This is a genomic window from Chryseosolibacter histidinae, from assembly GCF_018598225.1.
GTDB classification, from domain to species: Bacteria; Bacteroidota; Bacteroidia; order Cytophagales; family Cyclobacteriaceae; genus Chryseosolibacter; species Chryseosolibacter histidini.
In genome coordinates, this window is record NZ_JAHESF010000008.1 from 184,470 (window position 1) to 199,891 (window position 15,422).

A 15,422-nucleotide genomic window follows, 5' to 3' on the forward strand; every position below is an offset into this window, starting at 1 on the left:
GGATCCAATTTCGTATCTTTTACGAGGAATTACTGATGATGCGACCGTGTATGAATGGACTAAAGTTTACCGTTGTTGTTTTTGTTCTGTTATCTGTACAAAATGTTATTGCCCAACTTCAGCCGAGAAACCTCGTGAAGCACTGGGGCACGCATGCAGGGCTTTCGCAGGGTGTGGTGAACAGCATTGTTCAGGATAATGAGTCGCTCATGTGGTTCGCCACCGAAGACGGGCTGAACCGTTTCGACGGTTATTCTTTCAAAACCTTCCGCTACGATCCCGACAACAAGTTCAGCATCGCCGATAACTTTATTCAAAGTGTGTTCAAAGATCCCGAAGGAACACTCTGGGTATCATCCCGCAAAGGCTTGCTGGAATTCGATGCAGACCACGAGACCTTTTCGCTTTACAGACACAACTTCAAAGACCACGCCGACTACACCTTCAATGACGTGAGCTTCATTACACAGGGAAGCGCGGGTAATCTCTGGATCGGCTGGTACGGAAGCGGGTTCGCGTCGTTCAATAAAAAGACCAAAACCTTTGTGCCTTATACACCGGAAACTCTGCCCGGGCTCTCCAACGAAAAAACGGTGGCCCTCATGGAAGACCGCTTCGGGTTGTTATGGGTGGCTACACAGCAGGGAGCGCTCAACGTATTCCGCGTAAGCAAAGGTGAAGTGATCGGCAAGCTCGACCACCTTAGCCACGGCTTCCAGGAACTGTCGTCTAACGTGCAGTGCCTGGCAGAAGACAGGTTTGGAAACGTATGGATCGGCACCAAGAGAGGCCTGGTGGTGTATAAAAGACAGGAGAATAAATTCTTTGCGTTCACGGGTAACAAGCTCGCGGTTTCCGGCGCGAATGTGTTCTCCCTGCTGGCCGACAGCAACGACAACCTCTGGATCGGTACACAGGGGGGCGGCCTGTACCAGCTCGACCTGCGTCAGTCTGCCACACGACCGCTCAGCGACTTCATCATTGTGCGCATCAAAAGCCTCAGCGACTTCGACATCTCGAAACGCACCATTCAATCCATTTACGAAGACAAAGACAAGAACATCTGGGTGGGCACTTTCGGAGAAGGTATTTACCTGGTGAGCAGCAGTAAAGAGAACTTTATCAGGATCCAGAAACCGGTGTATGAAAATTCGGCGATGAGCTTTGTTGCCTATTACGGCATCTGCTACGACCCGGAAGGAAATCTCTGGCTGGGCACGGATGGAAACGGCATCTACAAATCCGATCTCTATGGAAATACGCTGCAGCATTTCTCCGTAGAAAACAACAACGGCCTGCGCGACAACGCCATCTTATCGGCCTTGTGCGACAGCCGGGGCAGGCTCTGGTTCGGCTCTTATTCGCAGGGACTGTTCCTGTATGACCGATCGAAAAATTCTTTTATCAATTACAAATATCAGAATGCACAACAGGTGAAGACCGGTGGCAACGATGTGCGCGTGATCTTCGAAGATTCGAAAGGTAATCTTTGGATCGGCACCAACCGGGGCGGGTTGTGCTTATTGAACGAGCAGGAAAGGTCGTACGCCAATCCGCCGCATTTCCGCGGGGCGATGCGCGAGGGCGACATCCGTTCCATCACCGAAGATGCACAGGGCAATTTATGGATCGGGTGTTATGGCGACGGCATCTATTCTTATTCACCTTCCACCCAAAAATTCCAGCGGCACTTCAACGATCCGCGTTCGGAAGAGCAGCTGAAGAACGATATCGTTTTTGCCGTGAAGGCAGACCGGAACGGCAACATCTGGATGGGCACGGGCGGCGGAGGCATCTGCGTTTTCAATCCGCGCAAGCGCACATTCAAAAGATATACGGAAAAAGACGGGTTGGCGAACAACACCGTTTACGCGGTGCTCACCGATCATGCGGATAATGTGTGGATGAGCAGCAACGCCGGCATTTCGAAGCTCGATGTGAGCAAAAATAAATTCTTCAATTACGGCGCTTCCGACGGCTTGCAAGAGGGGCAGTTTCATCCGGGCTCGGCGCTCTTCAATGGCGTGGGCGGATACATGTGCATGGGTGGCACGCTTGGCCTCAATGTTTTTTTTCCTGACCAGGTGACCGATGGCCTGAAGCAGCCCCAGATCATGCTTACAGGATTTTCGCTCTTCAACAAACCTGTACACATCAACGACAGCCTCGAGGGCAACGCCATCTTAACACAGGTTATCCACCACACCGACAACATCACCCTGAAGCATGACCAGAACGTGCTCACGTTCGAATTCGTGGGCCTGAACTACACGTATCCCGAGAAAAACATTTACGCTTACAAACTGGAGAACCTCGACAACGACTGGAACTTCGTGGGCAACCAGCGATCGGCCACCTACCGTTATCTGAACCCGGGCACCTATGTTTTTAAAGTGAAGGCATCGAACGTTGAAAATGAATGGGGCAATACCTTCGCCAGTGTGGCGGTGACCATCAGGCCGCCTTTCTGGATGACCCCGTTGGCGTATTTTCTTTACATGCTCACCACCTGTGCCATTGCTTATGTTATCATTCATTTCCGCGCCAAGCAGCTCAAGCTGAGAAGGAGGCTGAAAATTGCCAAGCAGCAGCGCAAGCATGAACGGCACCTGGTGCAGCAGAAGCTCACGTTCTTTACGGAGATCTCGCACGAGTTCAAAACACCGCTCACGTTAATGATCGGCCCCCTCGAAGAGATGATGGCGAAAGAATCTGTCGAAACCGCCGCAGGCAGAAAGCTGAGAATGGTATACCGCAATGCGCACAAGCTGCTCAACCTCATCAACAAGCTGCTTGATTACCGGAAAATTGAAAATGGAAAGGTGATCCTGAAAGTAAGAGAAGACAACATCGTTTCTTTCGTGGAAGAGATCTGCGCCACGTTCAGGGAGCTGGCCAACCACAAGAACATACAGTTTCATGTTCAGGCAGACCAGCCTGAGATCATGCTTTGGTTCGACCGCGAGAAGATCGAGATGGTGCTCAACAACATTATTTCAAACTCATTCAAGTACATCGGCCAGGGCAACGAGATCAGCGTTTACGTGACGCGGCAGGTGAACGACAAATTCCCGAAAGGCAGGGCCTGCATCAAGATCAAAGACAATGGCGTGGGCATACCTAAAAAACACCTGGGTAATATTTTCGACTGGTTCTACAAAGGAGAGAACTACGGTGCCATGAGCTCGGGTATCGGCCTCTCGCTTGCGCGGAAGCTGGTGCACCTGCACAAGGGAGAAGTGTTTGTAGACAGCGTGGAAGGAAACGGATCTACCTTCAGCATCAAGATCCCGCTGGGGAACGAGCACTTCAGGCCCGAGGAGATCGTTGCCACGCCAGCCCTCGAACAGGACACAGCCACAGCCTTCAAAACAGATTTCCTGCTGCATGACGATCGTGAAGAAGGGCATTCCAAAAAAGGATACAAGAGCATCTTGCTCATCGAAGACGATGAAGAGATCCGCGGATTCCTGAAAGAGTATTTTGAGAAGGAATACAAGATCTTCGAAGCCGCCAATGGAAGCGAAGCGCTTGACGTAGCCGCACAACATCACCCCGACCTGATCATCAGCGACGTGATGATGCCCGAAATGGATGGCATCGCCTTCTGCAAAGCCATTCGCAGCAGCATGCGCACAAGCCACATTCCCCTAATATTGTTAACCGCCAAAACCAGTCTCTCCGATCACAAGGAAGGTATCGAAACAGGCGCCGACGCTTACATCACCAAACCTTTCAGTCCGGAGATCCTGCGGTTGACGGTTCACAACCTGCTGCAATCGCGCGAGAACGTGATGCGTTTCTACCGCAACCTCTTCACCGCCGACGTTCAGCAGCCGGCCGCCAAAAATGCCAATGCCCTGGATGAAAATTTCCTGCGCACCATTTATGAGAAGCTCATCGCCAACCTCGACAAGCCGGAATTCAACATCAATGAGCTGTGCGACGAGCTGAGCATGAGCCGTTCGCTGGTATATAAAAAAGTGAAAATGCTCACGGGCCTTTCGCCTATAGAATACATCCGCTCGCTGAGAATGCAGGAGGCTGCCAAGCTGCTCAAGACCAAACAATACAAGGTGTTTGAAGTGGTTTATATGGTGGGCTTCACTGACATGAAATACTTCAGGCGCTGTTTTACGAAAGAATTCGGCTATTCTCCTTCAGATTTTATCAAACAAACAGAAGAAGGAAAAGTCACTGGTCAGTAGTCTATGGTCTATGGTCCATAATCCATAGACTATTTGTTAGACTGGTGACATTATTACGGCTGCACCGAGTAACCGCAACTCCATCCCCCGATCAATCGAAAGACTCCCGTCGTTGGTCATGTCATTTCAACACTTAAAAGAGTTTGATCGATTAATGTACTATTCCAGGATTGGAACTGAAACACACCGGTTAAAAAATCATGACGCCCTCAACCGGCCACCTGGCAACCGGTAACTGGCAACCATTACACAATACCTGATCTGCCATGGGTGAAGTGGCGGAACCTTTTTGTCCACCCCGACAAGTGGCTAATTCTTGCGGAAAAGCCCTTCTGCACTACATCCGTGCCCCCTTTTATAACAGTTAGCACCCCTTTCCAGAAAACGTTTTCAATGACATTTACAAACGTTTGAGTCGCCATTATCCCCCAGTCATTTTCAATTAAACCCAATAATTATGATTAAACGTCTACCCAGAAGAATCGGACGGATCGCCATCATACCGGTGGTGGTCTTGTTGCAATTCAGTTGCCATTTCCTGTATGCGCAGGAAAGTAAGATCAGCGGAAAGGTGCTGGCAGAGAACGGAACCGCCCTGCCGGGAGTTAACGTGATAATAAAAGGAACCTCCATTGGCACCACCACCGACGCCGATGGTTTGTTCGCGCTCAACGCCCCGAACCAGAGCGCTGTACTTGTTTTTTCTTTCATCGGTTACAAAACCACAGAAGTGCCGGTGGGCTCGCAGTCGTCTTTCGAGATCAAGCTGTTGCCGGATGTGGAGACCCTCACTGAAGTTGTGGTGGTAGGTTATGGTGAGACCAAAAAAGAGTCGCTCACCAGCGCCATCACATCTGTGAAAGGTAAAGAGCTTGTGAAGAGCCCGCAACCCAACCTTTCAAACTCCTTTGCAGGAAGGGTTTCTGGTGTGGTGGCCAGCACAGCAACCGGCGAACCCGGCAGCGACAACGCGCGACTGCTCATCCGCGGCCAAAGCACCACGGGAGACAATTCTCCCCTTGTGGTGATCGATGGTGTTGCCAACCGGTTGGGCGGCCTCGAGCGTTTGGATCCCAACGACATCGAAAGCATCTCGGTGCTCAAGGATGCCTCCGCTGCAATTTACGGAGCACAGGCTGCCAACGGCGTGATCCTCATCACCACCAAACGCGGCTCGACATCCACAGGGCCTGTTTTCAATTTCACTTATAACCAGGGCTTCGCAAAGCCAACCCGCCTGCCCGAGATGGCAGACGCACCAACGTACGCGCGCATCCTCAACGAGATCCAGTACTATCGCAGCTCATCCGGCGGATTGAACCAGATCTATTCTGAAGAGGAGATCCAGAAATTTTCCAACGGTTCCGATCCCATCAACTATCCGAACACAGACTGGATCGACGCTGTAATGAAATCTGTTTCGTTACAAGATCAGCAGAACCTCTCCATCGCTGGCGGGGGAAGTGATGTACAGTATTTTGTTTCCCTGGGAAGAAGGCACCAGGATGGCATCTACAAGAACACCAACCTTGAATTCGAACAATTCAACATCCGCTCCAACATCGATGTAAACCTGACGAAGAACCTGCGGATGGGCATCGACCTTTCGGGAAGGATCGAAGACCGCGTGTTCCCCACGGAGAGCGCCGGAAGCATTTTCAGGTCAACCTTCAGAACGTATCCTGTGCTGCCCGTATATTATCCCGGCGGATTACCTGCTCCCGGCATCGAAGCGGGTCTCAATCCCGTGGTGATCGCCACATCGAAGGCAGGCTCCGACAAGCAGCCCAAAACAGTGCTCAACTCGTTGCTCACCCTCGATTATAAGCTGCCCTTTGCACCGGGTTTGTCTGTAAAAGGTTTTTATGCGCACGACCGGATCTTCGACGCGCGCAAATTGTTCCGTACGCCCTGGACTGTTTACACGTTGAACAGCAGCACCAATCCCGTTACGTTCGATCCCGTGCAGCGCGGACCTGTTACAGCAGAGCTGACACAACGCGAACGCAATGACCGCCTCAGCACAGCCAACATCAGCCTCAACTATGAAAAATCGATCGGCTCTAATTTCATCAAAGCCTTTGTCGCTTACGAGCAGAATGTACAGGAGGCCGATTGGTTTGAAACTTTCAGAAGGGGATACCTCTCTCCGCTGATCCCCGAGATAGACCTTGGCGGTTCGGCTCCTGAAGAGCGGACCAACAGTGGCAACAGCGAAAGGTTCACCCGTCGTAATTACTTTGGCAGGATCTCATTCGATCATAATCAACGTTACCTTGCCGAAGTGCAGTTCCGCTACGACGGGTCATCGAAGTTCATGAAAGGCAACCAGTACGGTTTCTTCCCCAGCGCCTCCGTTGGTTGGAGGATCTCGGAAGAATCGTGGTTCGATGTTTCCGCCATCGGAAATTTGAAGCTGCGCGCGTCTTACGGATTGTTAGGTAACGACAGGATCAGGGCATTCCAATACCTGAACACCTTCAACCTGAGAAGCAGCAACTATGTGCTGGACGGTACACCTGTGCCCACATTCGGTATCCTGCAGCTCGCCAACCCTGACATTACCTGGGAAACTGCCCGCAAGCTCGACATTGGTGTAGAGACCACGTTGTTCGGCAAGCTGACGCTCGAGTTGGATTATTTCAGCGAACGCAGAACCGATCTCTTGATCCCACGCACCGGCTCGATCCCTTATGTGTCGGGTATTGTGAACGAATACCAGAGTGGCAATCCGCTAACGCCATCACCCATCATCCCTGACGAAAATATCGGCGAGGTGAAGAACAGCGGCGTGGAAGCGCAGCTCGGCTACAACCACGATATAGGTGATGTACACCTGACGCTGGGTGGTAATATCACTTACAACAAGAGTGAAGTTGTTTATATGGATGACTCCGATGGAATTCCTTCGTACCAGCGGCGTGAAGGGCGTCCTTTGGGTGCGCAGTTGTTCTACAAAACAATGGGCATCTTCAAAACGGTGGAAGACCTCAACGGTTATCCGCATGTGCCCGGCGCCGGCCCTGGTGACCTGATCTATGAAGACGTGAACAAAAGTGGCAGCATCACGGCAGACGACAGGGTGATGCAAAGTCTAAGCAACGTTCCGCAGATCGTGTATGGATTCACGGCTGCCGCATCTTTCAGGAACTTCGATCTCACCATTCTGCTGCAAGGCCAGGCGCGATCAGTACAATATGTGCTCACCGAAGCCGGTGAAGTGGGTAACTTCTTCAATTCATGGGCATCTAACCGCTGGAGCCCGTCGAACCCCAACGGCACGTACCCGCGCGTGGATGTGCGCACCTCATCGAGCATCAACGGCGCGTTGTACAAGAACGATTTCTGGCTGTACAACACCTCGTTTATGAGGATCAAAAATGTGGAGCTGGGATATAACTTTTCAACGGCGGCTTTCGAGCGGCTGAGATTGAAAGGTGCGCGTCTCTATGTGAACGCCTTCAACCTCGCCACTTTCAGCAAGGTGAAAGACTTCGATCCGGAAGGCCAGAGCGAAAGCGGCCAGTTCTATCCGCAGCAGCAGATCTACAACGTTGGTGTAAACCTCAAATTCTGAACGCATGAAAAAGATTTCATTATATATTCTATTGGCAGCTGCTGTAACGGTGCTGTCGTGTAACGATGATTTTCTCAATGTTACGCCCACCTCACTGACGGATGAGGCCATCTGGAAAGATGCCGGCCTGACGGAAGCTTATATCATCAACCTCTACACCGGCATCCGCCTGACGGACAAAGAGGCGAGCAAGGATGAACGATACATCGGCTTTGGCCGTGGCTTTCACTGGGCCATGTATGCTTCGGTGACCGATGAAGCGGTGTACAGCAACAACGACCAGACCTACCTGGTGCAGCGGGCAGAGCTGAGCCCCAGCAACTACGGATGGATGAGCACCGTGTGGGGAAGAAGTTACAGGAGCATTCGTGAAGCCAACCTGGTGTTGGAAAAGATCCCGTCTACCCCCCTCACGGAAGAACGCAGGGCCATGCTGGTAGCGGAGATCCGTTTCATCAGGGCGTTCCGGTATTTCGATTTACTGAAAGGTTTTGGCGGTGTGCCCATTGTTGGCGATGAGGTGACAGAGCTTACCGATGATTTTACACCGCTCTATCAACGGAAAAGTATTGCGGAAACCGTAAGCTACATTGTAAACGAGCTGAATGCCGTGATCGGTACATTGCCGAATGAAGCGGGAAGCACCTGGGAACGGGGAAGGGCAACAACACCTGCTGCCATGGCGCTGAAGTCACGCGTGCTGTTGTATGCAGCCAGTCCGTTGTATACCGGCGGCACCAGCGATGTTTCCAAATGGCAGGCGGCCGCCACCGCCGCGAAAAATGTGATGGACCTGAACAAGTTCAGCCTGGTCACCAATCTTTCAGCCAATCCTGCAGAGAACTACAGGTTGTACTTCGTTGCACCGCCAACCACCACCGAAGATATTTTCTTCAGGGAATACACCAACACCAGTCCTTCGATGGCCATGGAGCGCATGAACGCACCGAATGGTTACGGCGGATGGGGCGGCAACTGCCCGATGCAAAACCTGGTGGATGATTATGAGATGACCAACGGGTTGCCTATTACAGATGCCGGGTCAGGTTACAATGCGCAGAACCCTTATGTAAACCGCGACCCGCGTTTCTATGGCACCATCTTGTACAATGGCGCAGACTATCGTGGCAGAAAAATCGAAACTTTCCTTCCCGGAGGCAAAGACAGTCCTGACGGAAATGAGCCCTGGAACTCATCGCCTACCGGTTATTACCTGAGAAAATTCCTGAAGGAGACCATTACGCTTGACGACTGGAGCAACATGGGCACGGCAACCTGGCGTTACTTCCGCTATGCAGAAATACTGTTGAACTATGCCGAGGCGCAGAACGAGGCAACAGGTCCTGACCAGTCTGTGTATGATGCGGTGAACGCCGTGAGATTGCGCGCCGGGATGCCTGCGCTTCCGGGAGGTCTCTCAAAAGACCAGATGCGTGCAAGGATCCGGAACGAACGGCGTGTGGAGCTGGCGTACGAAGAGCACCGTTACTTTGATGTAAGGCGCTGGATGATCGCAGATGTGCAGGAGAACGAACAGGCCAGCGGCATCTCCATCACAAAGAACGGCGACGGCTCTCTTACCTATGCCACCAAAGTAGCGCTGACCAACAAAGCTTTCAAAACACAGCACTATTGGTTCCCGATCCCGATAGAAGAGATCAATGCTTCGAAGGGTGCGATCACGCAAAACCCCCTCTATGAATAATCCGCCGATTAGTTTGGGTTAATATGTGGGAAAAGTAAGGTGAGGGCTCCAGGAGCCTTCACCCCTTTTAAAATCAGCATCCGTTATCCAAAAGAATTTTTCAGCAAGATCCGCGCAATGGTTCGGCATCTCACGGGCCGGCTGCCAGGGAATGATCATTCAAATTTTCAAAAGTGTAAACCAAAGAGATGAGATACCACACTACAATTTCACCACTGCTTTTAACGCTCGCGTTTGTTTTTTCGGGATGCTCGAAAAGCGAAACCGCCGAAACGACTCCCGGGGATACAAAAAATGCCATGGTGATCCACCTCGACAGCAGGAAACAAATCATCAGAAGCTTCGGTGCATCGGATGCCTGGACCTGCCAGTACATCGGCACATGGCCCGACGCAAAACGGAACCAGGCAGCAGACTGGTTGTTCAGCATGGGAGAAGACGAGAACGGAAAACCCCTGGGCATTGGGTTGTCGCTCTGGCGATTCAACATCGGTGCCGGCAGTGCAGCACAAGACAACATCGGTGACGAGTGGCGAAGAACGGAAGGTTTTCTGAAAAATGACCTCACCTACGACTGGTCAAAACAGGCGGGGCAGCGATGGTTCATGCACGCGGCCAAACAAAGAGGCGTGAGCCAGTTGTTGGGATTTACCAATAGCCCACCCGTGCAGCTCACAAAAAACGGGAAAGCTTTTTCCAGCAATGGCGAGGAAGCCAACGTCGGCCAGGCTAACTATGTACGTTATGCCAGGTTTCTGGCGGATGTTTCAAAACATTTGAGTGATGAAGGTGTTCCGCTCACGTACCTGAGTCCTTTTAACGAACCGCAGTGGGACTGGACCGGCAACGGGCAGGAAGGCACACCCTATAAGAACACGGAGATCTTTGCCATCACCCGCGTCCTGGATTCGCTGCTGAGCGTGCAAGATCAGAACGTCAAGATCCAGATCGCGGAAGCAGCCAAGCTGAACTATCTTTATGAAAAGGCCGACAAGGCTTTGCGTGGTGAACAGATCAGCCAGTTCTTTTCACCAGCGTCTCCTTTGTATACGGGTAATTTTTCGCATGTGGATAAGGTGATCTCCGGTCACAGCTATTTTACCACGGCGCCGGCCGAAACGATGGTAAGTGTGCGGCAGAAAGTTTTCGAAGCGATACAACAGGCACCCACGCCACTTGAATTCTACCAAAGTGAGTACTGCATCCTGGGCGACCAAGAAGAAGTGAAGGGAGCCGGAAAAGATACCGGTATCATTCCCGCGTTGTATGTGGCCAGGCTCATCCATCACGACCTCACCGTTGCCAATGCCGCCGCGTGGCACTGGTGGCTGGCCGTTTCTGTTTATGACTACAAAGATGGTTTGATCTACGCGGATAAGCACAAGACCGATGGCGCCGTTGAAGACAGCAAGCTGTTGTGGGCACTTGGCAACTACAGCAGGTTCATCCGCCCGGGTGCACAACGGGTTGCTGTCACCGCTGACAATGTGAACATCAGCAACGCCAACGGCATCATGGCATCGTCATACATCGATGACCATCAAAAACAGGTGACCACTGTGATCATCAATTATGGTAATGCGGAATCAACGCTTTCTATCAAACTTGAAGGTGGATCGGTAAGCTCATGGAAGCCGTACATCACCGGTGCCGCTGAAGATGAAGACCTGAAACCGCTGAACGAGATCGCTGCAGAAAATGAAATTGTGATCCCGAAAAGATCGATCGTTACGCTGGTGGGAAAACTGAATTGAGAGGTCCACGGTCCACAGACGACAGTCCACAGACGACAGTCCACAGCCTTGTGGTGTGCCTCACCAATCGTACCTCGTATTTCGTACCTCGTACCTTCGGCTTTCGATAGCCCTTCTGACGATTAAATCGGAAGGGCTTTTTCATGGCTATCCCCATCGAAATTTCCTATCTTTATTACGAGACCAACCCCTCGAAGGCAACAGCGATGACTATTTCAATGAACATACTTTTGTTCGTTGTGGGCGCCGGCATCCTGCAGGCGATCTTTCTTGCCTGCCTGATCTTTTTTTATCCGAAAGGCGATCGTTCGGTAAATGCTTTTTTGGGATGTTACACCCTGTCGATGTGCATTCCGATGTTTGCGCCTATTGTTCAACATTTCTCCTCATGGCAGCGGCTGATGTTCCTCGATCCGTTCCTGTTGTTGACGGCCCCGTTCCTGTACCTGTACGTCTGCAGCTTCAAAGAGAAAATAACGTTCGGCAAGGCATGGCCGCATTTTGTGCTGTTCATGCTGATCGTCATCTATGATTATTACCTGTATGTGAACCTGGCGAGCCACTATCCATTAACGCAGCAGGTGCCGATGGAGGTTATTCATCATCCATCCGTCATGGCCAGGGTCTTTATCAGGATCGGGCAAATGATCGTATATTCATTGATGGCGGGCAGGGTGCTTACTGCTTACCAGCGATCGATCCGGCATTTGTTTTCCGAGACCAGCAAGATCAGCCTGGCCTGGGTAAGATGGCTGATCAACGGCTACTTCATCCTGACGATGATGATGGCCATCCTTTATTCGCTCATCCTGCGCAACCCTGAGAACTTCGGGCTGCTCATTCTGATCAATACAGCGCTCGTCACGCCTTATCTGTATGCGGTTACTTTCAAGGGTGTAACACAACCTACGCTGTGGCAGGTGAGTCACGGCCGCGATAAAGACACAGTGCTGCAGGAGATCCGCGAAGCGGAAGAAACTGAATTGCTGGTACAACAGGAACCGGAAAAGCTGAAGCCTGCGCCCGCCAGCGAAAAAATGAACGACATCGTAGCCAGAACGCTCGAGCTCATGACAGACGAGAAACTGTATCTTCAGACCGAGCTCACGTTACAGGATCTTGCCGACAAGCTAAAAACTCCTTCGTACCAGGTTTCACAAGCCATTAACGATGGATTGCAAAAAACTTTTTACGACCTGGTCAATGGCTACAGGGTGGAGGAAGCCAAACGTTTGCTGCTCGATCCTAAAAGCAGGGCCAACAAGATCCTGGCCGTTGGCTTCGACGCCGGATTTAATTCAAAGACCACCTTCAACACAGTGTTTAAAAAATTCACCGGGCTCACACCGAGCGATTTTAAAGAGCGCCACCAGCCCGAACCTGCCGTAGCCTGATCTTCTTTCGGTAACCCGAACCCGCTGCACCTGGATGTCATCTATTGACACTTCAAATTGAAATCCCGACAGGTCGATGAATGTCTGCGCCCTGATGGCAACGGATCTCCGGCGTGTTGCGTTTCCGACCCCCATAACCAATGAATTGTAGCCGGGTGATGTACGGACTTTGAAATCCGAACCGGAACAGCGTTCGGATTGGCCAACCCGAACCTCTTTGCATAGTCGCACCCCAAACATTCGCCGTAAACACAGCCATTCAGATGACAAAACATGCAATGGTGATGGCAGCCATTTGACCAGGCCTGGATAGGAGTGCTGCCGTGCATCATCTGAAATGAAAGTGATCAGTAAAAAGTTGAAACAAATCTATCATCCATGAAAAAATTACTAACCCTGATGTTCTTTCCTGCGCTCAGCCTTTGGTGCTGGAACGCAGCTGCCCAAACGTACGCCCTTGAAGCGTGTATCAAGATCGCCCTCGACAACAATCAGCAGTTTAAAAACAGCCAGCTCGAAAGCCAGGCGGCTGACTATCGCATTAAAGAAGTTAAAAGCGCGCTGATGCCCACCATCGATGTTGTGGGTCAGCTGATGTACTACCAGGACCTGCCCGAACAATATGCACCCGCTTCGGCTTTTGGAGGTCCCGAGGGTCAGTACAAAAAGCTGAGCATGAACATGAGCCAGACCACTTCAGGCAACCTGCAGATGTCACAAACCATTTTTAATCAAACCGTCATCACGGGATTAAAAGCTGCCAAAGCGGTGAAAGAATCCTCCGCACTCCAGCAGAACGTGGTACGCGAAAACCTGGTCTACAACGTCACTGCCAATTATTACAACATCCAGGTGTTGAACGACAACCTCGCACGACTGGCAGAGAACATCGCGAACCTCGACAAAACCGCGCAGATCAATAAAGTGCTCAAAGACAATGAGCTCGTTTCATCCAACATCCATAACCGCATATTGATCAGCCTCGAGAACCTTCGCAATCAGTACGACAACCAGAAGCTGCAGCTGGATAAAAGCATCACCACACTGAAATATCTGATGAATATGCCCATGGACCAGTCGCTGGTGATCGACGCTTTCAATTATACGGAAGTGCTGCAAGCGATCGAAGAAGAGGATATTGCTCAGCGGCCCGACATCCTGCTACAGCAGTCACAGGTGCGGCTCGCCGAGCTGGAAAAGAAAAGTGTAGCAGCCGGTTATTTTCCGGTGTTATCGAACCGGTTCTCTTACGGCTACACAGGTTATTATGACGATTTCGCACCGCTTAAACAGATCAACAACGACTGGATCAGGAGCAGCTACTTTGTGCTCACGCTGAAGATCCCCGTGTTCGATGGTTTCCAAAAGCAGAACCAGCTCCGGCAAAAAGAGATCGCCATCCAGAAGAACATCAACACATTGGCCATGATGAAAAGCAGCGCCAGCAAAGAGGTTGAAGACGCCGTGAAGAACTACCAGACCAATAAGAACCTGGTGGTGAACAGCAAGAACAGCCTCGACCTCGCCGAACAACTGTTTACCAGCGCACAATCGGAGTATAAGAACGGCATCACTTCGATCACCGAGCTGCTCGACGCTCAGAACGATCTTTCAAACGCCCGCACCAATTACAGCGCCGCGCTCCTGAATCTCAAACTGGCCGAGCTGTCGCTGAAGAAAGCCAACGGAACCCTGATCAGATCTTAACACAAAAAAATCAACTCAATCATGAAAGCAAAAATTATCATCACCACCGTTTTTACACTCCTGTTGCTCACCGTAACGTTGAAGCTGCGCAGCAACAAACACACAGTTGAAGAAAATGTATATCGTCCGGACGCCCATAAAAAAGTACCGGTGCAGGCACACATCACCGCCTTGAAAAGTTTGAACAAACAATTCTCCTATACGGGCACGTTCACCGCCAACCGCGAAGTGATGCTCGTGCCCCAGGTACACGGACAAGCCGTGGGTGTCTTTTTCAACGAAGGCGACGTAGTGAAAAAAGGAACGTTGCTGGTTCAGGTAGACGATGACCTGCTTCAGGCACAATACATGGCCGCGGACGCCAACCACCAGACCGCCAAACGCAACCTTGAGCGGTACGAGAACGCTTCTGAAAGCGGTGGTGTGAGCAAGCTGCAGCTGGATAACTTCAGGCTGAGTCTTACGAGCGCCGAATCACAGCTGAAGCAACTCGCCAAGCAGATCGACCTCAGCAGAATTATCGCACCTTTTACAGGCACCATTACCCTGCGCGATGTGGAGCCGGGTTCTGTAGTGGGTGGCAGCCCTGTGGCCAGGATCACCGACCTCACCCAGCTGAAGCTCGAAATATCGGTACCGGAGAAAGAGGTGGTTTTCTTCCGCGAAGGCGAAACGGCCGAAGTGGTTACTGACATCTATCCCGGCAGGAAAATAACAGGCACCATCGATTTCGTGGCCGACCGCGCCGATCATGCCCACAACTACCTGGTCAGGATCGTCATTGCCAACAACGATCCGGCGGCAGGTCTCAAGGCCGGCATGTATGGCACTGCGCTGCTGAACAAGTCACTCAGTCACGATGCGGTAATGGTACCGAGGGCTGCATTGCTGGGCTCGGCAAAAAATCCCCAGGTATTTGTAGTGGACGCCGAGAAAGCAGTGCTCAGGAATATTAAAACAGGTCAGGCGATCGATGAATCAGTAGAAGTGCTGCAAGGTTTGCAAGCCGGTGAGGTGGTGGTGACAACAGGTCATATCAACCTCGCCGATGGATCGAGCGTCGCCATTATCAAATAA

7 protein-coding genes are annotated in these 15,422 nt (G+C 51.4%); all 7 read left to right on the forward strand.

Features of this window, described 5'->3' with window-relative positions:
• Positions 1–50: 50 nt before the first annotated feature.
• Entirely contained in the window at positions 51–4,208 is a 4,158-nt protein-coding gene (locus tag KK083_RS10555; protein ID WP_254163189.1) for a hybrid sensor histidine kinase/response regulator, read from the forward strand.
• 457 nt (positions 4,209–4,665) lie between these two features.
• Entirely contained in the window at positions 4,666–7,785 is a 3,120-nt protein-coding gene (locus KK083_RS10560; RefSeq protein WP_254163190.1) for a SusC/RagA family TonB-linked outer membrane protein, read from the forward strand.
• Positions 7,786–7,789: 4 nt separating this feature from the next.
• Complete coding sequence (locus KK083_RS10565) at positions 7,790–9,490, forward strand: RagB/SusD family nutrient uptake outer membrane protein (RefSeq protein ID WP_254163191.1); 1,701 nt, start codon at positions 7,790–7,792, stop codon at positions 9,488–9,490.
• A gap of 188 nt (positions 9,491–9,678) precedes the next feature.
• A complete protein-coding gene (locus KK083_RS10570; RefSeq protein ID WP_254163192.1) occupies positions 9,679–11,244 on the forward strand; it encodes a glycoside hydrolase in 1,566 nt (521 codons plus the stop codon).
• A gap of 143 nt (positions 11,245–11,387) precedes the next feature.
• Positions 11,388–12,638, forward strand: coding sequence for a helix-turn-helix domain-containing protein (locus tag KK083_RS10575; protein WP_254163193.1), 1,251 nt, complete (start codon positions 11,388–11,390; stop codon positions 12,636–12,638).
• 378 nt (positions 12,639–13,016) lie between these two features.
• Positions 13,017–14,345 (forward strand): TolC family protein, encoded by a 1,329-nt coding sequence (locus KK083_RS10580; RefSeq protein ID WP_254163194.1) that lies wholly within the window; start codon positions 13,017–13,019, stop codon positions 14,343–14,345.
• Positions 14,346–14,366: 21 nt separating this feature from the next.
• Entirely contained in the window at positions 14,367–15,422 is a 1,056-nt protein-coding gene (locus KK083_RS10585; protein ID WP_254163195.1) for an efflux RND transporter periplasmic adaptor subunit, read from the forward strand.

Coding starts and splice junctions, on each gene's coding strand:
- KK083_RS10560 (WP_254163190.1), top strand. CDS start 4,666: ATGATTAAACGTCTACCCAGAAGAATCGGACGGATCGCCATCATACCG.
- KK083_RS10580 (WP_254163194.1), top strand. CDS start 13,017: ATGAAAAAATTACTAACCCTGATGTTCTTTCCTGCGCTCAGCCTTTGG.
- KK083_RS10570 (WP_254163192.1), top strand. CDS start 9,679: ATGAGATACCACACTACAATTTCACCACTGCTTTTAACGCTCGCGTTT.
- KK083_RS10575 (WP_254163193.1), top strand. CDS start 11,388: ATGGCTATCCCCATCGAAATTTCCTATCTTTATTACGAGACCAACCCC.
- KK083_RS10565 (WP_254163191.1), top strand. CDS start 7,790: ATGAAAAAGATTTCATTATATATTCTATTGGCAGCTGCTGTAACGGTG.
- KK083_RS10555 (WP_254163189.1), top strand. CDS start 51: ATGAATGGACTAAAGTTTACCGTTGTTGTTTTTGTTCTGTTATCTGTA.
- KK083_RS10585 (WP_254163195.1), top strand. CDS start 14,367: ATGAAAGCAAAAATTATCATCACCACCGTTTTTACACTCCTGTTGCTC.